Genomic DNA, 22,684 nt, shown 5'->3' on the forward strand with positions numbered 1-22,684 from the left:
TAGGTGAGTGCCAGTCAGCAGAAGCCTCCCCGAGCCGGGCCACGGCCGTTTCCGGCCCGCGGCGGCGCGGCTGGCTCCGGGCCTGCTGACGGCGGCGGCTGCCGTTACGGTGGCGTTCCTGGTGCACGGGCTCGTGCCGGCATTGCCTGGGATGACCCTGGCTGTGGTCCTTGGCGTCCTTGCCGCCAACCTGCCCGGCACGGCGGGCTGGACCGGGGGCCGCGCCCGCGCAGGACTCGACTTCGCCGGCAAGCACCTGATGCGCGGCGGGATCGTGCTGCTGGGGCTGAAAGTCAGCATCATGGACGTCCTTGACCTGGGGTGGCTGGCCCTTGTCCTGATCGTGGCCGTCGTGGCGGCGAGTTTCGGGGGCACGTATGCCATCTCCCGCCTGTTCCGCCTCCCGCCCGTGACGTCGCTGCTGGTGGCCACCGGGTTCTCCATCTGCGGCGCATCAGCTATCGGTGCCGTGGCCGCCGTCCGCCGGATCCGGCATGCGGAAACAGTCCTGCCAGTGGCCCTGGTGACGCTTTGCGGCACACTTGCCATCGGTGTCCTGCCCCTCATCGCCCACCCCCTGGGGCTGACGGCCACGGTCTTCGGGGCCTGGACCGGGGCGTCGGTCCACGACGTGGGCCAGGTGGTGGCCACAGCACAAACTGCAGGGGCTGGCGCACTGGCGATCGCCGTCGTCGTCAAGCTCACCCGCGTGCTGCTGCTGGCACCTGTCGCCGCAATCGCCGGCGTGCACCACAGGAGTGGTGAACGGGCCCTGGGTGCAGCCAACGGCACCACCTCCAAAATGCCGCCGGTGGTGCCGCTGTTCGTGCTGGGTTTTGTGGCGATGGTGGCCCTGCGCTCCTCCGGCTGGCTGGCTCCTGCCTGGCTGGAGATCGGGGCCATGCTGCAGGACGTCCTCCTGGGGGCGGCCCTGTTCGGACTGGGATCGGCGGTGCGGATCCGCACGCTGCTGCATACGGGAGGCCAGGCGCTCCTGGCTGCGCTGGCGTCCTGGCTCCTGATTGCCGTACTGGGCCTGGCGGCCGCCTTCCTGATCGCGGGCTGAGTGGACGCACCGGCAGCGTGATTAGATAGCCGGGTGTCACATGAGAATCTGAAGCGCAGCGAAGCCGCCGAACGTTCAGCCCGGATCAGCACCACCAGCTACGACGTCTCGCTCGATGTGCGGCAGGCAGCAGATCCGGCCGTTCCCGGCTACCCCAGCCGCAGTGTCATCACCTTTACCGCCGAACCCGGCAGCAGCACCTTCCTGGACTTCATCGGCAGCAGCGTCCACAGCGTCCTCCTCAACGGCAAGAGCCTGCAGGTCGGGGACGTGGTGGAGGGCGCACGGATCAGGCTGGACGACCTCGGGGCCCAGAACCAGGTGACCGTCACCGGCACCGCCCTCTACAGCCGTTCCGGTGAAGGCATGCACCGGTTCGTTGACCCCGCCGACGGCCAGACCTACCTGTACACCCAGTACGAGCCGGCTGACGCGCGACGGGTCTTCGCCAACTTCGAACAGCCCGACCTGAAGGCAACCTACACCTTCCACGTGATGGCTCCGGCGGAGTGGAAAGTGGCCTCCAACGGCGCCGAGGTGGCCCGGACCCCGCTGACCAGCGATCCAGCGACTGCCTGCTGGGACTTCGCCACCACCCTGCCGATGTCCACCTACATCACCAGCATCCTGGCCGGGCCCTACTTCAGGGCGGAGGACCGCTGGCAGGCAACGCTCGACGACGGCACGCACCTGGACGTCCCGCTGGCGCTCTACTGCCGGGCTTCCATGGCGGAATCCTTCGACACGGAAGAGCTATTTGCCCTCACGAAGAAGGGCCTGGACTTCTTCAACCGCCTTTTCGATTTCCCGTACCCGTGGGGCAAGTATGACCAGGCGTTCGTCCCCGAATACAACCTGGGTGCCATGGAGAATCCCGGGTTGGTGACGTTCACCGAGAGCTACGTGTTCACCTCCCGCGCCACCGATGCCCAGTACCAGGCACGCGCGAATACCCTGATGCACGAGATGGCGCATATGTGGTTCGGCGACCTGGTGACCATGCAATGGTGGGATGATCTCTGGCTGAAGGAATCCTTCGCTGACTACATGGGAACGCTGGCCGTGGACCGGGCAACGGACTGGGACACGGCCTGGGTCAACTTCGCCAACAAGCGCAAGGCGTGGGCCTACGTCCAGGACCAGCTGCCCACCACCCACCCAATCGTTGCGGACATTCCCGATCTTGAAGCGGCGAAGCAGAACTTCGACGGCATCACCTACGCCAAAGGCGCATCCGTGCTGAAGCAGCTGGTGGCCTATGTGGGGTTCGACGCGTTCATCGCAGGCTCCCGGGAGTACTTCCGCAAGCACGCCTACGGAAACACGACGCTCCAGGACTTGCTGGCGGCCCTGGGCGCGGCCTCAGGCCGCGACCTGTCCGGTTGGGCCAGGCAGTGGCTGCAGACCTCGGGGATTTCCACGCTGTCCGTTGACATTGCTCCGCAGGGCGCGGCAGCGGACGACGACGGCGTCCTGGGACAAGTGGCGATCGTCCAGGAGGCGGTGGACCCTGTTACGGGACGGGATGAGCTGCGTCCGCACCGCCTCCGCGTCGGTTCCTACGATTTTGACGGTTCCGGCGCGCTTGTAAAGACCGCGAGCCTGGAGACCGATGTTATTGGCGGGCGGACCGGACTCCCCCAGCTTGCAGGGCAGCCACGGCCGGCGCTCCTGCTGGTCAATGACGATGACCTGGCGTACGCCAAGGTGAGGCTGGACCCGGTCTCGGAGGCCACCGTCCGGGGGTCGCTGGACCGGATTTCCGACCCGATGGCGCGCGCCCTGTGCTGGACGGCCCTGTGGAACTCCGCCCGCGACGGCGAAAGCCCTGCGGCCCAGTATGTCGACGCCGTGGCCGCCTTCGCACCGGCGGAGACCGGCATCGGCGTCCTGCTGAACATCCTGGACAACGCCGCCACCGCCATTGAGCGTTACACCCCCGCCGCCGCCAGGTCCTCGGTGCGGTCAACCTTCGTGTCCGCGGCCGCCGCGGAACTGGACCGGGCCGCCCCGGGATCGGACGCACAGCTGGCCTGGGCCCGCACCCTTGCCGCCCTGGGCAGGCATGACAGCGCCGTGCTCCCCCGGCTCCGCGGCCTGCTCGACGGCTCGGGGCCGGTGGCGGGCCTGGCCGTGGACGCCGACCTGCGCTGGCAGCTGTGGCACGCGCTGGCCGCCCATGGGGAGGCCACTGCTGCCGAGATCGACGCCGAGCTGGCGCGGGACACCACGGCATCGGGCCGGGCAGGCCATGCAACGGCGATGGCGGCCCGTCCGGAGGCTGCCGTCAAGGATGCGGCGTGGAACGCGGCGGTGCATGGAAATGAGCTGTCCAACCAGCTCCTCACGGCCACCATCAGCGGCTTCACCACCGCGCCGCCCGAATTGCTGGCGCGCTATGTGGAGCCGTACTTTGAGTGCCTGCGGACTGTGTGGGACTCGCGGAGCATCGAGATCGCCAGCCGGATTGTCCGGGGCCTGTACCCTGCAGCCCAGGACCTTGGGGTCACCATGCAGCCCGCAGAACATTTGGTGGTCCGGCGGACAGACGCCTGGCTGGACGCTAACCCGGACGCCCCACGGGCGCTGCGCCGGATCGTCGTCGAGCAGCGCAGCCACCTGCTGCGGGCACTCACGGCCCAGGCCGCCGTCGGTCCCCACCGGCCCCAGGCCGCGCCGGCGCACTGACGCTGCGGCTCACTGCGCCGGGACTGTCCCTGCGCAGTGAGCCCGGCTGTCACTCCACCACTGGGTCAAGGAACCCCGTGGTTTAGGGAACGCGGTGGAGCCACTCCTCCGTGCCGAATTTGGCGGCCACACGGTCCTCGGCCGCTGCCAGCTCGTGTCCCGCCAGCGTTGACGGCGTGGCCCCGTAACGCTCGCTGAAGACCTCAATCATGGCCTCAATGATGGCTGTGCGGGCCAGGCCGGTCTGGCGGCGGAGCGGATCCACCCGCTTCTTGGCGCTTCGGGTGCCCTTATCCGAGAGCTTCTCCTTGCCGATCCGGAGGACCTCCACCATCTTGTCGGCGTCGATGTCGTAGCTCATGGTGACGTGGTGCAGCATGCCGCCGTTGGCCAGCCGCTTCTGCGCGGCGCCGCCGATCTTTCCCTGGTCCGTGGCGATGTCATTCAGCGGGATGTAGAACGCGTTGATGCCCAGCCGTTCCAGCGCCGCCATGACCCAGGCATCCAGGAACGGGTAGGAGTCGGCGAAGCTCAGCCCGTCCACCAGCGTCTGCGGCAGGTAGAGGGAGTACGTGATGCAGTTGCCGGCCTCCATGAACATCGCGCCGCCGCCGCTGATCCGCCGGACCACGTTGATGCCGTGCTTGGCCACGCCGTCGGGATCCACCTCGTTCTGGACGGACTGGAAGCTGCCGATCACGACGGAGGGTTCCTGCCAGTCCCAGAACCGCAGGGTGGGGGTCCGCTCCCCGGCGCCGACGGCCTCGGTGAGAACCTCGTCCAGGGCAACGTTGATTTCCGTGGGAAGCACCGTGGGCGCAATGACGTTCCAGTGGTGGTCCGTCCAGGAGGTCGCCTTGGCAAGCGCGCGGCGGACCGTGACGGCCACGGCGTCGGCGGAGAAGCCGAACAGGACGGCCCCGGCCGGAAGGGCGGCCGTGACGGTGGCAGCGAGGTCCGCGGCCGTCGTCGTCTCCGGCAGTCCGGTCAGTGCCCGGTTGATGTCCTCCAGGGCTTCGTCGGGTTCGAGGAAGAAGTCGCCGCTGACGGAGACCTGCGCCAGGGCGCCGTCCTCGACGGAAAGGTCGACCACGACGAGCTTTCCGCCCGGGACCTTATATTCGCCGTGGTGTCGCCGGGTGCCGGCAGGATCAGTGGCAGGAGAGGTCTGGCTCATGCTTCCCATCCTGCCCCAGAAAACGGGTGCACGGTTAACACAGAACGCCCGCACCATTTCGGGTGCGGGCGTCCAGCGACAAGCTTTGGCGAAGGAATTACTTCTTGCCGCCGAAGCCCTTGAAGCGAGCGTTGAAGCGCTCGACGCGGCCTGCGGAGTCCATGATGCGCTGCTTGCCCGTGTAGAACGGGTGGGACTCGGAAGAGATTTCGACGTCGATGACCGGGTAGGTGTTGCCGTCTTCCCACTCGATGGTCTTGGAGGAAGACACGGTGGAGCGGGTCAGGAACTTGGTGCCGGAGGCCAGGTCGTTGAAGACAACAGCTTCGTACTTCGGGTGGGTATCAGACTTCATAATTGGACCTTTGTTCGCGCAACTGGATTTTGCCAGTTGCCAGGTATGAATGGGATGGCTGGGATCTGTCGGATCAGCCGAAGCTGAAAAAGCAGGACAACCAGCTATCCATCATAGACCAAGCGGAGGGGGCTGACGAACCGGCGCCCCACCGCGGCATCCGGCGACCCCGCAGGTCAGCCCCGGGCGCGCAACTCCCAGAAGGCGACGGCCGAGGCAGCCGCAACGTTCAGTGAATCCACACCGTTCCGCATCGGGATTTTGACAGCGAGGTCGACGGCGGCGAGGGTCTCCGGGCTCATGCCGGCACCTTCGGTGCCAAGCACCAGGGCGAGCTTGTCCACGTTGCGGGAGGCGACGGCGTCGACATCTTCTGCGTCCGGCGTCAGTTCCAGCGCCGCGACGGTGAAGCCGTGGTCCTTGAGCACCTGGAGGTCACCGGGCCAGTCCTGCAGGCGGGCCCAGCGTACCTGGAACACGGTCCCCATGCTGACCCGGACGCTGCGGCGGTACAGCGGGTCGCCACAGCGGGGCGAAACCAGCACAGCGTCGATGTCCAACGCCGCCGCTGAGCGGAAAATGGCACCCACATTGGTGTGGTCCACGATGTCCTCCAGCACAGCCACGCGGCGCGCCCCGGCGAGAAGGTCCGGCAGCGGCACCGGGGCCGGGCGATGCATGGCCGCCATGGCGCCGCGGTGCAGGTGGAACCCGGTGATTTCCTCCAGGAGGGCGGCCGGGCCGATGAACGCCGGGACGTCCGGGTACGCCTGGAAGACATCCTCAAGGTCCGCCATCCGCTTCTCCGCGAGGAAGAAGGACCGGGGCTGGTGGCCGGCCGCCAGGGCCCGGCGAAGGACCCGCGAGGATTCGGCAATGTACATCCCCTCGGCCGGTTCCCGGAGCTTGCGCAGGTGCACGTCCGTCAGGGTGGTGTAGTCGCTGACCCGGGGGTCCGCGGCGGATTCGAGGTAGTGGAAGGTCACCGGGAGATTATTTCAGCAGGTTGGCGATCATGACGGCGAGGGCCACGATGCCCAGGCTGAAGATCACGGCGCGCAGGACCCGCGGCGAAAGCTTCCGGCCTACCTTTGAACCAGCCAGGCCGCCGATGGTGGAGCTGATGGCGATCAGCAGCACCACGAGCCAGTTGACGCGGTCGAAGGCGAACAACAGGTAGGAGATGGCGGCCACCATGTTCACGCCGAGGACCAGGATGTTCTTCATGGCGTTGGCGTTCTGGATGGTGCCGGTGAGGAACACGCCAAGGATCCCGACCAGGAGGATTCCCTGCGCCGCGACGAAGTAGCCTCCGTAGACACCGGCCAGGTAGACCAGAACCACCAGGAGGAACCCGTGGCGTTTGTCCCGGACTGCGTGTTCGGGGTTGGCCTCGCGGTTGCGCACCCAGTCCTGGAGCCGCGGCTGGAACACCACCATCAGCAGGGCCAGGACCAGGAGGACCGGGGCGACGTAGTGGAAAACCTTCTCCGGCAGGTGCAGCAGGAGCCAGGCGCCGGTGACACCGCCCAGGACCGAGGCGGGCAGGAGCCGCAGCACCTGCCGTCCCCGGCCGGCCAGCTCGCGGCGGTAGCCGAAGGCCCCTGCGCCCGTTCCGAAGACCAGGCCCATGGCATTGCTCATGGAGGCGGTCACCGGAGCCACGCCCAGGGCGATAAGTACCGGGAAGGTGACCAGGGTGCCGGATCCCACCACCGCGTTGATGGTGCCGGCCCACAGGCCGGCAATGAACACAATGATGCTGCTGAAGAGTTCCAAGATAGTAGCGCAGGCCTCGTCTAGCGGCGTGCTGTGGCCGTGTAGCGTCCCGCGTTCTCGGAGACATCCAAAGGAAGCCCGAAGGTGGTGCTCAGGTGCTCCTCCGTCAGGACATCGGTGATGGGTCCGGCAGCCACCACGCCGCCGTCGCGCAGCAGCATGGCATGGGTGAAGCCGGGCGGGACCTCTTCAAGGTGGTGCGTGACCAGGACCATGGCCGGAGCCGACTCGTCCCGGGCCAGCTCGCCCAGCTTGTGGACCAGTTCCTCGCGGCCGCCCAGGTCCAGCCCGGCGCCGGGCTCATCCAGCAGCAGCAGTTCGGGGTCGGTCATGAGGGCCCGGGCGATCTGGACGCGCTTGCGCTCGCCTTCGGACAGGGTGGCGAACGTCCTGTTGAGCAGCGGGCCAATGCCCCAGTCGTTCAGGAGCCGGAAGGCGCGCCGTTCGTCGTCGCGCTCGTAGCCTTCCCGCCAGCGGCCGGTGACGCCGTAGGCGGCCGTGACCACGACGTTGAGGACGTTCTCGTGTTCCGGGATCTGGGTGGCAAGTGCAGCCGAGGAAAGCCCGATGCGGGGGCGAAGTTCGAAGACGTCGGTACGGCCCAGCGTCTCGTCGAGGATTCCGGCTTTGCCGCTGCTGGGGTGCAGGCGGGCCGCGGCGATCTGGAGGAGGGTGGTCTTTCCGGCGCCGTTGGGTCCCAGGATGACCCAGCGTTCGCCTTCGTTGACCTGCCAGTCGACCTTGTCCAGCAGGGTCTTTTTACCTCGGACAACGCTGACGGAGTCCAGTTCCAGAACATCACTCATAGGAGTAGACACTAGGACAAAAAAGAAGATGACTGATAACCGGTGTCAAGGTCCCCTAAGGGCCCGGCGCGGGCAGCCCCGCAACGAATTCCAGTCGCCCAGTCGGCGCTGGCTAAGATTGCAGGCATGACTTCGAACGTGACTGCGGTCAGCTATGGCCTCAATGTGACCCCCGCCGGGCTGGAGCAGCTGCGTTCCGTCCTTGCCGCACACGGCGCGGACGTCCTGTCCGAATCCTCCGCCGGTGACAGCCGTTACGGGGTCCAGGTCCTTGACCTGGCCCTTCCGGATGCCACCGCCGCCGGCCTGGCCGCCCTCCGGCGGGCCGTGGCGGATGCCGCAACCAATGATTTCGACACTGCGCTTGTCCCGGCCGGGCTCCGCTCCGCGGCCCGAAAGCTGCTGATCATGGATGTGGACTCCACCCTGATCCAGCAGGAGGTCATCGAACTCCTTGCCGCGTACGCCGGCAAGCGCGAGGAGGTGGCGGCCGTCACGGAAGCCGCCATGCGCGGCGAACTCGACTTTGCCCAAAGCCTCCACGCCCGGGTTGCCGTGCTCGCGGGACTGCCCGCCGACGTCGTCCAATCCGTCCGCAGGGAAGTGAAGCTCAGCGAAGGTGCCGATCGGCTTGTGGCCGCCTTCAAAACCGCCGGCCATACAGTGGCTGTGGTGTCAGGCGGCTTCAACCAGATCCTTGAGCCGATCGCCGGGGACCTGGGCATTGACTACTGGCAGGCCAATGAGTTGGAGATCGTCGACGGCGCGCTGACCGGCAAGGTGCTGGGCGCGGTGGTGGACAGGGCAGCCAAGGAAAAATACCTGCGGGAATGGGCTGCGGCCGAGGGTATTGCGCTTGAACACACCATCGCCGTGGGCGACGGCGCGAACGACCTGGATATGCTCGGCGCAGCCGGAATAGGCGTGGCCTTCAACGCCAAGCCCGCTGTCCGCGCCGTGGCGGACGCAGCCCTGAACATGCCATACCTGGACGCCGTCCGCCACATCGCCGGGGTCTGACGCTCCTATAACCGCGAGATGGCAGTTCGGGCGGTGTTCAGCGTGAACATTGCCGCGAACTGCCATCTCGCGTGGGGGCAGAGCCTAGCTGGAAGCTTCTGCGCTCTTGCCGAAGTAGTCCGCTCCGCCGGCGTACTCGGTGTGTCCGGATTCCACGTCGGCCGTAGCCATCCCGGCCACAACCTGCGCGAACTCCTCCACCGAGTACAGCTTGCCGGCCTCCGCGCGGCGGGCTTCGATGGCACCCGGGGTGGAACGGTCCAGGAGCGTGGCGGTGACGGTGCCTTCGATCATGTCGCCGGAAACCACCACGAGGGAGATGCCTTTGTCGGCCAGGTTGGGGATCAGGTCCCGCAGGGCGTCCTCGCCGGCGCGCTTGCTGCGGGCCACCGGCTCGTAGGCCGGCATGGTGGGGACGGTGTTGATGAAGTGGGCCTGGTGGCTGGTCACGAAGACCACGCGCGAGCCTTCCTTCATCAGGGGCACGGCGGCGTTGAGCATGTTCACCTGTGCGTCGCGGTTAAGCTTGAGCGCGTAGTCCTCCCCCATCCCGGTTTCCATGCCGCCGGACGCGTTCAGGACCAGGAGGTCAAGGGAGCCGAAGTTCTCCATGGCGGCGCTGGCCAGGGCCTGCACCCCTTCCTGGGTGGTGAGGTCCGCCCCGACGGCGACGGCGCGGCCACCGGCGGCTTCGATGCCCTGCACCACTTTGTTGGCACGCGGCGCCTTCTGGCGGTAGTTGACCACGACGGCGGCGCCCTCCGAAGCGAGGATCCTGGCTACGTCGGCGCCAATGCCCCGCGATGATCCGGTGACGATCGCCGTCTTGTTGTCGAGCAGTCCCATACGAGCTTCCTTTGTTCGAAACATCTAAATAGTTGTGGTCTGCAGTCCATCATGCCAGCGGTCCTTGCCAACATCCTTTGTCTGACTTCGACAAATAAGGACGTCGGGGCTAGTTTCCTGCAGCGGCGTGGGCCAAAGGGTCAGTGGCCCATGCCCAGGCCGCCGTCCACCGGGATGACCGCACCGGAGATGTACGCGGCTTCGTCGCTGGCGATCCAGCGGACCACGTTGGCCACCTCAGCCGCTTCGGCGAAACGGCCGGCAGGGATGCTGGCCAGGTAATCCTTCTGGGTGGCCTCGGGCAGCTCGGCCGTCATGTCCGTGTTGATGAACCCCGGTGCCACCACGTTGGCGGTGATGCCGCGCGACCCGAGTTCCCGGGTGAGGGAACGGGCGATGCCCACCAGCCCGGCCTTGGAGGCGGAGTAGTTGATCTGCCCCGGGGCCCCATACAGGCCTGAAACCGAAGAGATGAGGACCACGCGGCCCTTGCGCAGCCGGATCATGCCCTTGGACGCACGCTTGATGACACGGAAGGCGCCGGTCAGGTTGGTGTCAATCACGGAGGTGAAGTCGTCCTCGCTCATGCGCAGCAACAGCGTGTCCTTGGTAATGCCGGCGTTGGCCACCAGGACTTCCACCGGACCGTGGGCAGCTTCCACTTCCTTGAAGGCAGCGTCCACTGAAGCCTCATCGGTAACGTCCGCCTTGACGCCAAGAATGCCTTCCGGCAGCTGGGTTTCGCTGCGGTAGGTCACCGCCACCTTGTCACCGTTGGCGAGGAACGCCTGGGCGATGGCCAGGCCAATACCGCGGTTGCCGCCGGTCACCAGGACGCTGCGGGGTGCGGAAGCTGTTTCAGTCATAAAGGGCTCCGGGATTCTGCGGCAGGCTGCGCCGCGGTAGCGGGTGTGGTTTGGGCCGCCTCCGATCTTAGCGGCAGGCTCCCGGCGGGTTTGGGCAGCACTGCCGATGGTGCGAGAATTAAGGGAAGCCTTTGGAGCGTGATCATTCACTGTGACCCTTGAAAACCATGCGGGACACTCCGCGCCCGAAGAACCGGGCCGGTTCTCCGGCGACAGCGAAGTCCACAGCATTACTGACGCCGCCGGCGCGCATTCGGAGGATATGCGCCAGCGGATGATCAAGTATGCCCTGGCCATGGGCATCCGCATGGTGTGCCTGATCCTGATATTCGTGGTGGACGGATGGTTGAAGATCATTGCCGTTGCCGGAGCTGTGTTCCTGCCCTGGATCGCCGTGATCATCGCCAACGGCAGCGACAAAGCCGAGACGCCCAGTGACCTGCTGCTGGACTCCGCACCGCTGGCCGAGCTGGAAAGCCCTCCAGCGCCGGTGGAGGACGACGAACCGGGAAGCGCCGTACTGCAGGGCGAGCTGGTGAAGGACGAGGACCCGGAGCCCGGGGAGGAGCGGCAGGCATTATGAGCATTTTCGATTTCGCAGCTGGATCGGACGTGGCATCAGAGGCCGGTGCCGTCTGCTCACGGAAGGCGTGCAGGGCCCAGGCATCCTGGCAGATTCTCTGGAACAACCCAAAAATCCATGCCCCCGAGCGCCGCAAGACCTGGCTGGCCTGCACCGACCACCGGGACTGGCTGGAGGACTACCTGCAGACGCGTGGCCTCTGGAAAGAAACGCTCCCGCTCGAAGCCCCCGGGGAAGCCTCCCTGGAGCAGGACATCTGAATGTACCGTTTCCTCTTTTCCAGCAAGTGGCTGGGCTACCTCCTGCTGGCGGCTGTCTTTGCGACCGCGTGCGTGTTCCTTGGCCGCTGGCAGATGGACCGCCGCGCCGAGACCCTGGCCGAGATCAACCGCGTCGTCAGCAACTATTCGGCCACTCCCATTCCCTTTGCACAGGCGCGGGACCAGTTCATCCAGCTTGACCCGGCCAAAGAGTGGACCCAGGTGGAGCTGAAGGGCTCCTACGACGCCGCCGGCCAGCGGATTGTCCGCAACCGGCCGCTCAACGGGCAGCCCGGGTACGAAGTGGTGGTCCCGTTCCGTCTCGCCAATGGCGAAACGGTGGTCATCGACCGCGGCTGGCTCCCCATCGGCAACAGGAATCCAGGCAGTCCTGACTCCGTTCCCGCCCCGCCCACAGGTGACGTCACCGCCGTCGTCCGTTTGAAGCACGGCGAGCCGGAACTGCAGCGCGGGGCACCTGAGGGGCAGCTGGCATCCATCGACCTTCCCACGTACTCCGCGCAGCTGGGTTATCCCGTGCTCACGGGCGCTTACGGCCAGCTCGCCTCGGAAACGCCGGCGCCGGCGGATGCGCCGGTATCCTTCCCCAAACCGTCCACTGACGAGGGGACGCACTTGTCCTACTCGCTGCAGTGGTTCGCGTTCGGGGTCCTGATGTTCGTGGGCTTCGGCTACGCGGCGCGGCAGCAGGCACGCAACGCCGCGATCGATGCCGAGGACCAGGACGAGTCGGAACTGGACGGAACGGTCCACTCAGCCGTCCCGGCCGCCCGGCGCCGGCCCGCACCGCCGCGCAAGCGTAAGAAGGCGACGGCAGAGGAAGAAGAAGACGCCCTGCTGGACGCGCAGGGGTACTAAGCGATGGCAACGTTCGACGACGGGCCGGTCGCCGTGGTGCGTTCGGCGCTGGTGGAGGCCGGAGTCGGCGATACCGTGCGAACCTTTCCTGCCGGTGTGCCCACGGCAGCCGCCGCGGCGCAGGCACTGGAATGCGATCTTGCCGCCATCACCAACAGCCTCATCTTCGACCTCGACGGCGAGCCCCTGCTGATACTGGCCAGCGGTGCGGCCCGCGTTGATACGGCGCTGGTTGCCTCGCGGCTCGGCACGGGCAGGATCCGCCGGGCCTCCCCCACCTTCGTCCTGGAACATACCGGGCAGGAGGTGGGCGGGGTCGCCCCTCTAGGCCACCCGAAGAGGATCAGGACACTCCTGGACGAAACCCTGCAGGCCCACCGGCTGCTGTGGGCTGGAGCAGGTGACCACCACTCGATGTTCAGCATCACCTACCAGGACCTGCTCCGCTTGACCGGGGCCTTGGAACTGCCGGTGCGCTAGGCGAGCGTGATCAGGTCCAGGTAGTCCTCGTTCCAGAGGTCTTCCACGCCGTCCGGAAGCATGACAACCCGTTCGGGGTTCAGGGCTTCGACAGCGCCTTCGTCGTGGCTGACCAGGACGACGGCGCCGGTGTAGTTCCGGAGCGCGCCGAGGATTTCCGCGCGGCTGGCGGGGTCCAGGTTGTTGGTGGGCTCGTCGAGGAGGAGGACGTTGGCGCTCGAGGCCACGATGGTGGCCAGGGCCAGGCGCGTCTTCTCGCCGCCGGAGAGCACGCCTGCGGGCTTGTCGACATCGTCGCCGGAGAACAGGAATGAGCCGAGGATGCCGCGGACCTCGGCGTCCTTCATGTCCGGCGCGGACGAGCGCATGTTCTCCAGCACCGTGCGGTCGTGGTCCAGGGTCTCGTGTTCCTGGGCGTAGTAGCCCACCTTCAGGCCGTGGCCTGGAATGACCTCTCCGGTGTCGGGGGCATCCACGCCGGCGAGCATGCGCAGCAGGGTGGTCTTGCCGGCACCGTTGAGCCCCAGGATGACTACCTTGGAGCCGCGGTCGATGGCCAGGTCAACATCGGTGAAGATTTCCAGCGAACCGTAGGACTTGCTGAGCCCGTCCGCCGTGAGCGGGGTCTTGCCGCAGGGGGATGGGTCCGGGAACCGCAGGGCTGCCACGCGGTCCTGCTCCCGGACCGCTTCCAATCCGCTGAGCAGCCGCTCGGCGCGCTTGGCCATGTTCTGCGCGGCGACAGCCTTGGTGGCCTTGGCCCGCATCTTGTTGGCCTGGTCCATGAGGACCTGGGCCTTCTTTTCGGCGTTGGCGCGTTCACGCTTGCGGGCGCGCTCATCCGTTTCGCGCTGCAGGAGGTAGCGCTTCCAGTCCATGTTGTAGAAATCAATCTGGGCGCGGTTGGCGTCCAGCAGGAACACCTTGTTCACGGTGGCTTCCAAAAGGTCGGTGTCGTGGCTGATCACGATCAGGCCGCCCTGGTGGTTCTTCAGGAAGTCACGCAGCCAGGCGATGGAATCGGCGTCGAGGTGGTTGGTCGGTTCGTCCAGGAGCATGGTTTCGGCATCCGAGTACAGGATGCGGGCCAGCTCCACGCGGCGCCGCTGTCCACCGGAGAGCGTCTTGAGCGGCTGGTTCAGCAACCGGTCCGGCAGGGCAAGGTTGGAACAGATCGACGCCGCCTCGGCCTCCGCCGCGTAACCGCCCGCGGCGAGGAACTCGGACTCCAGCCGGTCATACCGGTTCATGGCCTTACGCTGGACGTCGGCGTCATCGCTCGCCATTTCGTCATGCGCCTTGCGCAGTTTGCCGACGACGACGTCCAGGCCGCGGGCGGAAAGGATGCGGTCCCGCGCCAGTTGTTCCATGTCCGGGGTGCGCGGATCCTGGGGCAGGTAGCCGATTTCGCCGCTGCGGGTCACCTTGCCGGCGGCTGGCAGGCCTTCACCCGCGAGGACACGGGTCAGGGTGGTCTTGCCCGCGCCGTTCCGGCCCACCAGTCCGATCTTGTCCCCTTTATCGATGCGGAAGCTCACCTGGTCCATGAGGAGCCGGGCACCGGCGCGCAGTTCAAGATCCTGGACAGTAATCACAGCAGGTAAGGCCTTTCACAACAGGGAACGCCACGGTCCGCGCAGTGTGTGCGAAGGGACGCTGGGGCAGAGTGGCCGGAAAACGGCACACTTCAGTCTACCGTCCGGCGGACCGGGCCGGTTTCAGCAGCAGAAACTCCCGGCTGCACGGCGATGGTGCCGAGGGCTTAACCGGGGACGCCGCCGCCAGGGTTCAAGCAGAATGGGGTCATGGAATTCGATCGGCTGCTGCAGATCCGGCGTATCTACGCACAGCCGGCCGCCCTGGAGCTGCCACGTGGCCAGCAGATTCTCGCTCGCTGGCCCGGAGCCGACGTCGTACTGGTGGACAGCCATTGGAACATCCCGGACCTGCATGGTGACGAAACCAACGTGCCGCGCTGGTCACGGATCAAAACGGAAGCGCTGGTCCTGGGGATCAAAAAGTCGCTGACCGTCAAACCGAATGGCCGCTCGGCGGATTTCATTGCGCCTTCCACAGCGAACGGCTGCGCGATGGCGTGCGCCTACTGCTACGTTCCGCGGCACAAGGGTTACAGCAATCCAATTACGGTGTTCGCCAATATCGACCAGATCGCGGCGACCATTGAGCGGCACGCCACCCGCCAGGGGCTCAAGCTGGAGCCCAACCAGTGCGACCCGGAACTGTGGGTATACGACATCGGCGAGAACAGCGATTGCTCGGTGGATGCACTGATCAGCCCCAACGTCGAGGAGCTTGTGGGGCTCTTCCGCGAACTGCCCAACGCCAGGCTGTCCTTCGCCACCAAGTTCGTCAACCCGGAGATGCTGGCATGGGACCATGGCGGCCACACCCGGATCCGCTTCTCCCTGATGCCGGCGGACCTGGCCAGGTCCATTGACGTCCGGACGTCGCCGGTGGCGGAACGGATCGCAGCGATTAACGACTTCGTCGACGCGGGCTACGAAGTGCACGTGAACTTCTCCCCCGTCATCATCACCGACACCTGGCTGGCCGACTGGGAAGAACTTCTCCGCCAGCTCGACGCGACCTTGACCGGGGCAGCCAAGGCCCAACTCGCGGCGGAGGTCATTTTCCTGACCCACAACGAGCAGTTGCATGAGGTCAACCTGGGCTGGCATCCGCAGGCTGAAAAGGTTCTGTGGCGTCCCGGCCTCCAGGAGTCAAAGACGTCCTCCAACGGATTCAACAACGTTCGCTACCGGTCACGGGCAAAGGCTGGCTATGTGGCGCAGTTGACCGCGCTCATTGAGGAAATCACGCCGTACTGCCGCATCCGTTACGCGTTCTGAAACGCGCACCGGCTGCGGCAGCTGTCAGGCATGGTGTTCGTCGGGCGCACCGTTCGGGGCGGGCGCGGCAGACTCGCTGTGCCCGCCTTTTGCCTTGCCGAACGGCAGCACCTTCAGGATCGGGCCGACCACTGCCAGCACTATGAGGCCCCAGGCGAGGCCGACGACGGTTGAGCAAAGGGTGTTGACGAGCCAAGCTAAAAGACCGCCGACGACGGCAACGCCCGCCACCGGGTGCTCAATCCCATGGACCAGGTCATAGGGTGCGTGCCAGCCGAGGTCGTGCGCGCCCTGCAGCATGATGTGGCCGCCGACCCAGAGCATGGCGATGGTTCCCACGAACGTGATGGTGGCCAGCACGGCGGGCATTCCGGTGACCAGCAACCTTCCGAGGCGCTTGGAGCGGGGAGAATCCTTGCCCACCAGGTGCACGCCGATGTCGTCCATTTTGACGATGAGCGCGACGGCGCCGTACACGAGCACCGTGATGGCGAACGCCACCAGGACCAGGATGAACGCGCGGACCCAGATGGATTCGGTGGCCACCTCGTTCATGGAGATGACCATGATCTCGCAGGACAGGATGAAGTCGGTGGTGATCGCGCCCTTGACCACCTTGGCCTCGGCATCGTGCCCGCGTTCCACCGCGGGGGCTTCGTCTTCCTCGTGGTGGCCGCCGCGGAGCTTATGCCAGACCTTCTCGGCGCCCTCGTAGCAGAGGTAGGTGCCGCCGAGCATGAGAATGAACGGAATGATCCAGGGGATGAAGGCGCTGATGAGCAGCAGGGCGGGCAGGATGATCAGGAGCTTGTTGCGGATGGAACCCCAGAAGATCTTCTTGATCATCGGCAGTTCACGGGACGGGTCCGCACCCGAGACGTACTGCGGGGTGACCGCGGCGTCGTCGATGACGACGCCGGCCGCCTTGGCACCTGCCTTGGCGGCGCCGGCTGCTACGTCATCCACCGATGCTGCCGCTATGCGGGCCAAGGCTGCCACGTCATCCAGAAGGGCTACGAGGCCGCCGCTCAAGGCCGGCCCCCGAGGGTCATGTGGTCAGGGCGTTGAGCATTGAGGGTTGGGTGCGTGATGGGCATGTTCGGAGTATATTGCAGCCGGCCGGTGGGCTCAGCCCTTTGTCAGGTCCTCGGCAAGCATCACAATGATGCCGCTGGGACCCCGGACGTAACTGAGCTTGTAGGCGTCTTCATAGGTGGCCACGCCGCGCAGGGGGTGGCAGCCGTGCCTTGCGGCAATCTCCAGGGCGTGCCCGATGTCGTCGACGGAGAAGGCGACGCGGTGCATTCCGATTTCGTTGGGCCGGGTGGGCCCAGTTTCGATCGCGTCGGGGTGGATGTATTCGAACAGTTCGAGGCGGCCGCCGCCGTCCGGGGTCTGGAGCATGGCGATCCTGGCGTGGTTGCCGTCGAGTCCGACGGCGGTGTCGGCCCATTCCCCGCTCACGGTCTGCCGGCCCACCACAGTGAGCCCGAGGTCGGTGAAGAAAGCGATGGCCGCTTCCAGGTCGCGGACGGCGATGCCTACGTTTTCGAGTTTGATGGGCATGTGCCACAGGGTACCAACGCGGGGATCGTGCAGGACAGCAACGGAGGGTCAGCGCCTGGTCCGGTACTTCGTCATGACTACGCCGTTGGGAAATGCCCTCGTGTCCACCAACGTCAGGTTCACCCAGGTGTCCAGGGCTGTAAAGAAGGGTTTGCCGCCGCCCACCAGGACCGGATGGGTGACGGTCACGTACTCGTCGATCAACCCGGCCCGCATGGCCGCTGCGGCGAGCGTGGCTCCGCCAATGTCCATCGGGCCGCCGTCTTCGCCCTTGAGCCGGGTGATCTCGGTGACCGCGTCACCGGTGACCAGGCGGGCATTCCAGTCGACGGCGCTGAGGGTCGAGGAGAACACCACCTTCGGCATGTCCCGCCAGCGCCGGGCAAATTCGATCTCAGCCGGTGTGGCCCCAGGCTGTTGGTCGGCGGTGGGCCAGTGCGGACTCATGGTCTCCCACAGCCTGCGCCCGTACAGCGCCAGGCCCGTGGCCCCCACCCGGTCCGACCACCACTGGAACAACTCGTCGCCGGGTACGCTCCAGCCAAGGTCGCCGCCGGGTGCGGCTATGTAGCCGTCGACGCTCAGGTTCATGGCGAAGGTCAGCTTGCGCATGGCGCCCAGTCTCCCCCGACTCTCCGGCCGTTGCATAGACCCGCGGAGTTCATGTCCGGCCCCCTTTGTGCCCACCCAAAAGCACCCACGCCCTCCCTTAGTAGGACCCCTACAAAATCGTCCCCGTTCCGCGCCGGTAGCGTCGGCTGTACATTAGATTCCGCTTGTACAACCCCGACAGGACCGCCATGAGCATCACCGAGACCACCACAGAAACCAGCAAGCGGACGGAGCGCCGGCGCTGGAACGGCACCGACCTTGGCCTGATCGCCGTCTTCGCCGCCCTCGTGGCCGGCGCCGCACTGGTGCCGGGACTGGCCCTGAACGGCTTCGGCGTCCCCATCACCTTCCAGACCCTGGCCGTGATGCTCACCGGCCTGGTGTTGGGGCCCGCCCGCGGATTCGCCGCCGTCGGACTTTACACCCTCCTGGGGCTGGCCGGCCTGCCCATCTTCAGCCAGGGCCGCAGCGGCCTGGCCATCCTTGCGGGGCCTTCGGCCGGCTACATCATCGCCTTCCCCATCGCCGCTGCGGCAGTGGGTTGGCTGGCGACTGTGGTCATCCGCCGGACCACGAAAGCCCGCGCCCTGTGGTTCTTCCTGGCCGCCACGGCCACCAGCATCGTCTTCGTGCACACGCTGGGCGTCCTGGGAATTGCCCTCAACTCCAAGGCCACGCTGGAGCAGGCCTTCCTTAGCGACCTGGTCTTCTACCCGGGAGACATCATCAAGAACCTCCTGGCCGCCGCCGTCGCCGTCGCCCTCCACCGGGCGTTCCCCGATGTCCTGGTCCGCCGCGTCCGCCGCCGCACCCAACCCACCCGAAGCGCCTAGGGACTACGCATGCCGGCAGTAACGTTCGACCAGGTGCGTGTCGCCGTCGAAAGCGAGGACTCCCAGCAGCCCAAGGTCCTCCTGGACGCAGTAAGCCTCAGGCTGGACGAAGCCCGGGTGGGCGTCATTGGCGCCAACGGATCGGGCAAATCCACGCTGCTGCGCCTCGTCAACGGACTCATCCAGCCCTCCAGCGGCACCGTCACGGTCGACGGCGACGACACCGTGGGTGCCGTCCGGAAGGTCAGGCGCAACGTGGGCTTCGTCTTCACCGATCCCCTGTCCCAGCTGGTGATGCCTACCGGCCGGGAAGACGTCGAACTGTCCCTCCGCCGTTCAACCAAGAACGGTACGGAACGGCGGCACCTGGCGGAACAAGCCCTCGAACGCCTGGGCCTGCTGAACCTGGCGGACCAAAGCATCTACGAGCTGTCCGGCGGCGAGCGGCAACTGATGGCGCTCGCCGCCGTGCTGGCGGTAAACCCCCGGGTGCTGGTGCTGGACGAGCCCTCCACCCTCCTGGACCTGCGCAACCGCGAGCTGCTCCGCAGGACTTTGGCGCACCTGGACCAGCAAATCATCATGTCCACCCACGACCTTGAGCTGGCCCTGGACATGGACCGGGTCCTGGTCATTGAGCAGGGCCGCGTGGCTTTCGACGGCGCCCCGGCGGAGGCCGTGGCGGCTTACCGCTCATGGTGCCTTCAGGGATTGGACGCCACAGGGCGGGATTCCACGTGAGGGGCCACGGCTTCCTCCTGGCCAACTACGTGCCCGGTACCTCACTGGTCCACCGCGCACCGCTGGCGCTGAAGTTCCTCCTGGTCATCGGCTGTGGCCTGCTTTCCTTCCTCATCGTCGACTGGCGCATCTCTGCAGGTGTCCTGGCCCTGCTCTGCGGCCTGTTCCTCGCCACGGGCGCCGGGGCGCGCCGGCTGTGGCACGCCGTCCGCCCTCTGGCCCCCGTGCTCCTGGTCATTGGCCTCTTCCAGTGGTGGCAGCTGGGCGGACCCACAGCGGGCCGGATCGTGCTGAACATCCTGGTCTGCGTCGTGGCAGCATCCCTGCTGACCGCCACCACGCCGATCCAGCGGCTCCTGGACGGCGTGGTCCACCTGGCGCGGCCCTTCAAAAGGTTCGGCGCCGATCCTGAACGCTTCGCGCTGACCATCGGCATCATGCTCCGCAGCATTCCCTTCATCGCGGGCACCTTCGCTGACGTGCGCGACTCCGCCCGGGCCCGGGGACTGGAGCGCAACCCCCGCGCACTGGTCCTGCCGGTCTTCATCACATCCGTGGCGTACGCCCGCCAAACAGGTGAGGCGCTGGCGGCCCGCGGCTTGGGCGAACCGGAAGACTGACCGGGCGGGACGCCAGGCGGTGTTACAGCCGCCGGTACTCCAGCAGTGCCGCCGTGCCCATTCCACCGGCCATGCTGATCATGGCCAGCCCCAGGGCGCCCTCGGTGCCCGCCCGCCGCGCCTGGGCGAGCAGCCGGGTCACCAGCACGGCACCCGACGCACCGTAGGCGTGCCCCAGCGCCAGCGCCCCGCCGTCGAGGTTTGCCCGGCCGGGATCGATGCCCAGCTCATCGAGGCACGCGAGGGTCTGTGAGGCGAACGCCTCGTTGAATTCCACCAGGTCCAGCTCGCTGGCCTTCACACCGGCCGCAGCCAGGACGCCCCTGGCAGCCGGAACAGCGCCCATCCCCAGCACCTGCGGAGCCACCCCGGCGGTACCGGTGCCGCGCACCAGCAGGCCATCACGCACCCCGAGCAGGCGGGCCCGCGCAAGGGACGTCACGACGACGGCGGAGGCGGCGTCCGCGTCAGAGCAGGAATTTCCGGCAGTGACAGTCCCTCCTGGCACAAAGGCGGCCCGGAAGCGTGCCATGACAGTCGGCGTCAGGCCCGCCCGCGGCCCGCCGTCCACGGAGACGGTCCCCGCGGGAGTCTCCAGCGGCACGAGTTCGTCCGTGAAGCGTCCGTCCCGGATGGCGGCGAGGGCTTTCCGGTGGCTGGCCAGCGCGAAAGCATCCTGGCGTTCCCGGGCAACGCCGTACGCGCCGGCCACCGTTTCCGCCGCCACGCCCATGTCCGGGTCCCCGAAGCTGTCCGGCACAAACTGGGCGCGCCGGTAGAACTCCGGGCCGCCGTCGTCCTTCCTGTGGGCACGCAGGGGCGCGGTGCTGGTGCTTTCCACTCCCCCTGCCAAGTAGAGCGGTCCGCCGCCGGCCGCAACGAGTCGTGCGGCAAGGACGATTGCATCCAAGCCCGAACCGCACTGCCTGTCAACGGTGATCCCCGGCACGGCGGCCGGCAGTCCCGCCTCCAGCAGGGCAAGCCGTGCAACGTTCCCGCCCCCTCCGACGGCGTTGCCGATAACAACGTCGGTGACGGACGCGGGGTCCAGCGCCACTGCGGCCAGTTCCCGGAGGACCGGAGCAAGGAGTTCGTGGGCGCGCAGGCTCCGCAGCGCTCCGTTGACGGGGCACACCGGGGTCCGGCGCGCGGCGATGATGACCGGCTGCCGTTCGGGCGGCAGGAGGCCGGGCGGTTGGACGTCAGGCGCCAAGGGCACGCACCCTGGGGTCGCGGGCATTGATCCACTCCAGCAGGAGGTTGCGGCTGACCTTGCCGCGGTCCGTGGTGGGCAATTCCGCGAGCAGGTAGTACTGCGACGGCCGCTTGTGCCGGGACAGGATGTCCTCCAGGCCGGCCCGCAGCTGGGTGGCGCTGATTCCGCCGTGGGACGGCAACACGCCGGCGACAACGCGCTGGCCACGCAAGTCATCAGTCATCCCGGCAGCAACAGCTGCTGAGACCCCGGGGACGGCCGCCAATGCCAGTTCCACCTCATGCGGGTAGACGTTCCGTCCCGCCGTCAGGATCATGTCGGCGCGGCGGCCGAGGATGTGCAGTTCGCCGTCCGCCAGGTAGCCCTGGTCCCCCACCGTGTACCAGTCGCCGAAGCACCGCAGCGCTTCACCGTCGTCGCCCCACAGGTAACCGTTGCCCACCATGCCGCTGCGGACGCAGATGTTGCCGTAGCCGCCGTCGGGGACCGGTGCGCCGTCGTCATCCAGGATCCGGACGTCGACCCCCGGAAACGGCCGGCCGATTCCGGTCCCGCCGGCGGTGGCCTCCTGGCCGGGGGACAGGCCAAGACCGGACACGAAACTCAGTTCGGAGGCGCCGTAGTACTCGTAGATGGTGGCGTTGGGAGCCCAGCGTCTGGCCGCTTCGAGGGTGCGCGCATCAAGCTTGGAACCGGCGCAGATGATGGTCCGGATACCGGACGCATCGACGCATCCGGTCATGCCGCGCTCGCTGAGCATCCGCAGCATGGTGGGTACCAGGACCAGCCGGGTGACACGGTCGTGGGTGATGGCCGCATGGACGTCGCCGACGTCGAACGTCTGCAGCGTCTGGAACTCGGAACCGGCATACAGGCACTCAGCCAGGGCATAAAGGTTCAGGCTGGCGGCCAGCGGACCAGGCGCAAGGGTCACGTCATCCTGCCGGAGACCGAAAAACTCGATCGAGGCATCGAAGGATTGCTGCCAGGACCGCCGGGAGCGGGTGAAGGCCTTGGGCACAGCCGTGGTTCCGGAGGTGAGGCCAATCAGGAAGGTGGATACCGCCGGCCCGTCGGCCAACCCGTCATCCGGAGACACCGGTGCGGAATCGGCGCATGCCTCAACCCGCCGGACGATGTCCTCCTGCAGGGACGGGGGCCAGGCCGGATCCAGGACGGCGCATTGCCGGCGGCCCGCCACGGCGGCTGCGAATTTCACGGCAAAGTCCACGGAATTGGCTTCGCAGAGTGCCGTGACGGATTTGGTGCCGGCCACCTCGTCTTCCGCGGCGTCACGGAGTTGCTCCCAGTCGAGGCGGCGCCCGGCTATCACGACGGCGGTGTCGTGCGGCCGCTGCCCGGCCCAGCGCTGGAGCTTGTCGAGGAAGGGCACGGACCAACTTTACCGGCAGGGCAGATTG

General features: G+C 67.0%; 24 protein-coding genes. 11 read left to right on the top strand and 13 right to left on the bottom strand.

Features of this window, described 5'->3' with window-relative positions; translation table 11 throughout:
• Positions 1-7 precede the first annotated feature (7 nt).
• Both J2T23_RS01655 and pepN read left to right on the top strand, forming a co-directional pair.
• Entirely contained in the window at positions 8-1,066 is a 1,059-nt protein-coding gene (locus J2T23_RS01655; RefSeq protein ID WP_307356587.1) for a YeiH family protein, read from the top strand.
• 33 nt (positions 1,067-1,099) lie between these two features.
• Positions 1,100-3,754 (top strand): aminopeptidase N, encoded by a 2,655-nt coding sequence (gene pepN / locus J2T23_RS01660; RefSeq protein WP_307356589.1) that lies wholly within the window; start codon positions 1,100-1,102, stop codon positions 3,752-3,754.
• Between the two features lie 82 nt (positions 3,755-3,836).
• On the opposite strand, the gene lplAB is transcribed toward pepN, so the two are convergent.
• The 5 genes from lplAB to J2T23_RS01685 form a co-directional block, all read right to left on the bottom strand.
• Entirely contained in the window at positions 3,837-4,931 is a 1,095-nt protein-coding gene (gene lplAB, locus J2T23_RS01665; protein ID WP_307356591.1) for a lipoate-protein ligase LplAB, read from the bottom strand.
• Positions 4,932-5,028: 97 nt separating this feature from the next.
• Positions 5,029-5,286, bottom strand: a complete 258-nt coding sequence (locus tag J2T23_RS01670; protein WP_018761303.1) for a type B 50S ribosomal protein L31 — start codon at positions 5,284-5,286, stop codon at positions 5,029-5,031.
• Between the two features lie 176 nt (positions 5,287-5,462).
• Positions 5,463-6,272 carry a TrmH family RNA methyltransferase gene (locus J2T23_RS01675; RefSeq protein WP_307356593.1) on the bottom strand — a complete coding sequence of 270 codons (810 nt, stop codon included), beginning with the start codon at positions 6,270-6,272 and terminating at the stop codon, positions 5,463-5,465.
• 7 nt (positions 6,273-6,279) lie between these two features.
• On the bottom strand, positions 6,280-7,065 hold the full coding sequence (locus tag J2T23_RS01680; RefSeq protein WP_141160467.1) for a sulfite exporter TauE/SafE family protein: 786 nt from the start codon (positions 7,063-7,065) through the stop codon (positions 6,280-6,282).
• Positions 7,066-7,085: 20 nt separating this feature from the next.
• On the bottom strand, positions 7,086-7,871 hold the full coding sequence (locus J2T23_RS01685; RefSeq protein WP_307356595.1) for an ABC transporter ATP-binding protein: 786 nt from the start codon (positions 7,869-7,871) through the stop codon (positions 7,086-7,088).
• A 126-nt stretch (positions 7,872-7,997) separates the two neighbouring features.
• Between J2T23_RS01685 and serB the strand changes: the two genes are divergently transcribed.
• The gene (gene serB / locus J2T23_RS01690) at positions 7,998-8,891 is read left to right on the top strand and encodes a phosphoserine phosphatase SerB (protein WP_307356598.1); all 894 of its coding nucleotides are present in this window, start codon (positions 7,998-8,000) and stop codon (positions 8,889-8,891) included.
• An 84-nt stretch (positions 8,892-8,975) separates the two neighbouring features.
• Here serB and J2T23_RS01695 read toward each other — a convergent pair whose 3' ends face one another.
• A complete protein-coding gene (locus tag J2T23_RS01695) occupies positions 8,976-9,737 on the bottom strand; it encodes an SDR family oxidoreductase (RefSeq protein WP_141160470.1) in 762 nt (253 codons plus the stop codon).
• Between the two features lie 140 nt (positions 9,738-9,877).
• Positions 9,878-10,603, bottom strand: a complete 726-nt coding sequence (locus J2T23_RS01700; RefSeq protein ID WP_141160471.1) for a beta-ketoacyl-ACP reductase — start codon at positions 10,601-10,603, stop codon at positions 9,878-9,880.
• Between the two features lie 151 nt (positions 10,604-10,754).
• On the opposite strand from J2T23_RS01700, the gene J2T23_RS01705 reads away from it, so the two are divergent.
• Genes J2T23_RS01705 through J2T23_RS01720 form a run of 4 tightly spaced genes read left to right on the top strand, consistent with a single transcriptional unit; the run spans position 10,755 to position 12,805 of the window.
• Positions 10,755-11,186 (top strand): DUF3099 domain-containing protein, encoded by a 432-nt coding sequence (locus J2T23_RS01705; RefSeq protein WP_141160472.1) that lies wholly within the window; start codon positions 10,755-10,757, stop codon positions 11,184-11,186.
• Positions 11,183-11,446 carry a hypothetical protein gene (locus J2T23_RS01710; protein WP_307356601.1) on the top strand — a complete coding sequence of 88 codons (264 nt, stop codon included), beginning with the start codon at positions 11,183-11,185 and terminating at the stop codon, positions 11,444-11,446. Before J2T23_RS01705 ends, J2T23_RS01710 begins: the two co-directional genes overlap by 4 nt.
• Entirely contained in the window at positions 11,447-12,325 is an 879-nt protein-coding gene (locus tag J2T23_RS01715; protein WP_307356603.1) for an SURF1 family cytochrome oxidase biogenesis protein, read from the top strand.
• Between the two features lie 3 nt (positions 12,326-12,328).
• The gene (locus J2T23_RS01720) at positions 12,329-12,805 is read left to right on the top strand and encodes a YbaK/EbsC family protein (protein ID WP_307356604.1); all 477 of its coding nucleotides are present in this window, start codon (positions 12,329-12,331) and stop codon (positions 12,803-12,805) included.
• On the opposite strand, the gene J2T23_RS01725 is transcribed toward J2T23_RS01720, so the two are convergent.
• Positions 12,802-14,400 carry an ABC-F family ATP-binding cassette domain-containing protein gene (locus J2T23_RS01725; protein WP_141181562.1) on the bottom strand — a complete coding sequence of 533 codons (1,599 nt, stop codon included), beginning with the start codon at positions 14,398-14,400 and terminating at the stop codon, positions 12,802-12,804. The two genes, J2T23_RS01720 and J2T23_RS01725, sit on opposite strands and share 4 nt — an antisense overlap.
• Positions 14,401-14,610: 210 nt before the next feature.
• Here J2T23_RS01725 and J2T23_RS01730 point away from each other — a divergent pair, with 210 nt between their 5' ends.
• Complete coding sequence (locus J2T23_RS01730; protein WP_307356607.1) at positions 14,611-15,675, top strand: spore photoproduct lyase family protein; 1,065 nt, start codon at positions 14,611-14,613, stop codon at positions 15,673-15,675.
• Between the two features lie 24 nt (positions 15,676-15,699).
• Here J2T23_RS01730 and J2T23_RS01735 read toward each other — a convergent pair whose 3' ends face one another.
• The 3 genes from J2T23_RS01735 to J2T23_RS01745 form a co-directional block, all read right to left on the bottom strand.
• On the bottom strand, positions 15,700-16,707 hold the full coding sequence (locus J2T23_RS01735; protein WP_141160478.1) for a DUF808 domain-containing protein: 1,008 nt from the start codon (positions 16,705-16,707) through the stop codon (positions 15,700-15,702).
• Positions 16,708-16,803: 96 nt separating this feature from the next.
• A complete protein-coding gene (locus J2T23_RS01740) occupies positions 16,804-17,241 on the bottom strand; it encodes a VOC family protein (RefSeq protein ID WP_307356609.1) in 438 nt (145 codons plus the stop codon).
• A 48-nt stretch (positions 17,242-17,289) separates the two neighbouring features.
• Positions 17,290-17,853: a dihydrofolate reductase family protein gene (locus J2T23_RS01745; protein ID WP_141160480.1), complete on the bottom strand. Its 564-nt coding sequence runs from the start codon at positions 17,851-17,853 to the stop codon at positions 17,290-17,292.
• Positions 17,854-18,041: 188 nt separating this feature from the next.
• On the opposite strand from J2T23_RS01745, the gene J2T23_RS01750 reads away from it, so the two are divergent.
• The 3 genes from J2T23_RS01750 to J2T23_RS01760 are packed head-to-tail and all read left to right on the top strand — an operon-like array spanning position 18,042 to position 20,047.
• A complete protein-coding gene (locus J2T23_RS01750) occupies positions 18,042-18,686 on the top strand; it encodes a biotin transporter BioY (protein WP_307356611.1) in 645 nt (214 codons plus the stop codon).
• A 9-nt stretch (positions 18,687-18,695) separates the two neighbouring features.
• Positions 18,696-19,427 (top strand): energy-coupling factor ABC transporter ATP-binding protein, encoded by a 732-nt coding sequence (locus tag J2T23_RS01755; RefSeq protein ID WP_307356613.1) that lies wholly within the window; start codon positions 18,696-18,698, stop codon positions 19,425-19,427.
• Positions 19,424-20,047: an energy-coupling factor transporter transmembrane component T family protein gene (locus J2T23_RS01760; RefSeq protein ID WP_141181556.1), complete on the top strand. Its 624-nt coding sequence runs from the start codon at positions 19,424-19,426 to the stop codon at positions 20,045-20,047. The genes J2T23_RS01755 and J2T23_RS01760 overlap by 4 nt, the downstream gene beginning before the upstream one ends.
• 22 nt (positions 20,048-20,069) lie before the next feature.
• Here the strand turns inward: J2T23_RS01760 and J2T23_RS01765 are convergent, their stop codons facing one another.
• Both J2T23_RS01765 and J2T23_RS01770 read right to left on the bottom strand, forming a co-directional pair.
• Positions 20,070-21,287, bottom strand: a complete 1,218-nt coding sequence (locus J2T23_RS01765; protein ID WP_307356615.1) for a thiolase family protein — start codon at positions 21,285-21,287, stop codon at positions 20,070-20,072.
• Positions 21,250-22,656: a class I adenylate-forming enzyme family protein gene (locus tag J2T23_RS01770; RefSeq protein ID WP_307356617.1), complete on the bottom strand. Its 1,407-nt coding sequence runs from the start codon at positions 22,654-22,656 to the stop codon at positions 21,250-21,252. The genes J2T23_RS01765 and J2T23_RS01770 overlap by 38 nt, the downstream gene beginning before the upstream one ends.
• Between the last annotated feature and the right edge of the window lie 28 nt (positions 22,657-22,684).

This window comes from Pseudarthrobacter niigatensis (assembly GCF_030812615.1).
Taxonomy (GTDB): Bacteria; Actinomycetota; Actinomycetes; order Actinomycetales; family Micrococcaceae; genus Arthrobacter; species Arthrobacter niigatensis.

Excerpts from the sequence above, each read along its gene's own strand:
- J2T23_RS01695 (WP_141160470.1), bottom strand. The coding sequence starts at position 9,737 with ATGGGACTGCTCGACAACAAGACGGCGATCGTCACCGGATCATCGCGG.
- J2T23_RS01670 (WP_018761303.1), bottom strand. The coding sequence starts at position 5,286 with ATGAAGTCTGATACCCACCCGAAGTACGAAGCTGTTGTCTTCAACGAC.
- J2T23_RS01740 (WP_307356609.1), bottom strand. The coding sequence starts at position 17,241 with ATGCCCATCAAACTCGAAAACGTAGGCATCGCCGTCCGCGACCTGGAA.
- J2T23_RS01685 (WP_307356595.1), bottom strand. The coding sequence starts at position 7,871 with ATGAGTGATGTTCTGGAACTGGACTCCGTCAGCGTTGTCCGAGGTAAA.
- lplAB (WP_307356591.1), bottom strand. The coding sequence starts at position 4,931 with ATGAGCCAGACCTCTCCTGCCACTGATCCTGCCGGCACCCGGCGACAC.
- J2T23_RS01750 (WP_307356611.1), top strand. The coding sequence starts at position 18,042 with ATGAGCATCACCGAGACCACCACAGAAACCAGCAAGCGGACGGAGCGC.
- J2T23_RS01755 (WP_307356613.1), top strand. The coding sequence starts at position 18,696 with ATGCCGGCAGTAACGTTCGACCAGGTGCGTGTCGCCGTCGAAAGCGAG.
- J2T23_RS01745 (WP_141160480.1), bottom strand. The coding sequence starts at position 17,853 with ATGCGCAAGCTGACCTTCGCCATGAACCTGAGCGTCGACGGCTACATA.
- J2T23_RS01765 (WP_307356615.1), bottom strand. The coding sequence starts at position 21,287 with ATGCCCGCGACCCCAGGGTGCGTGCCCTTGGCGCCTGACGTCCAACCG.
- J2T23_RS01730 (WP_307356607.1), top strand. The coding sequence starts at position 14,611 with ATGGAATTCGATCGGCTGCTGCAGATCCGGCGTATCTACGCACAGCCG.
- J2T23_RS01715 (WP_307356603.1), top strand. The coding sequence starts at position 11,447 with ATGTACCGTTTCCTCTTTTCCAGCAAGTGGCTGGGCTACCTCCTGCTG.
- J2T23_RS01700 (WP_141160471.1), bottom strand. The coding sequence starts at position 10,603 with ATGACTGAAACAGCTTCCGCACCCCGCAGCGTCCTGGTGACCGGCGGC.
- serB (WP_307356598.1), top strand. The coding sequence starts at position 7,998 with ATGACTTCGAACGTGACTGCGGTCAGCTATGGCCTCAATGTGACCCCC.
- J2T23_RS01710 (WP_307356601.1), top strand. The coding sequence starts at position 11,183 with ATGAGCATTTTCGATTTCGCAGCTGGATCGGACGTGGCATCAGAGGCC.
- J2T23_RS01720 (WP_307356604.1), top strand. The coding sequence starts at position 12,329 with ATGGCAACGTTCGACGACGGGCCGGTCGCCGTGGTGCGTTCGGCGCTG.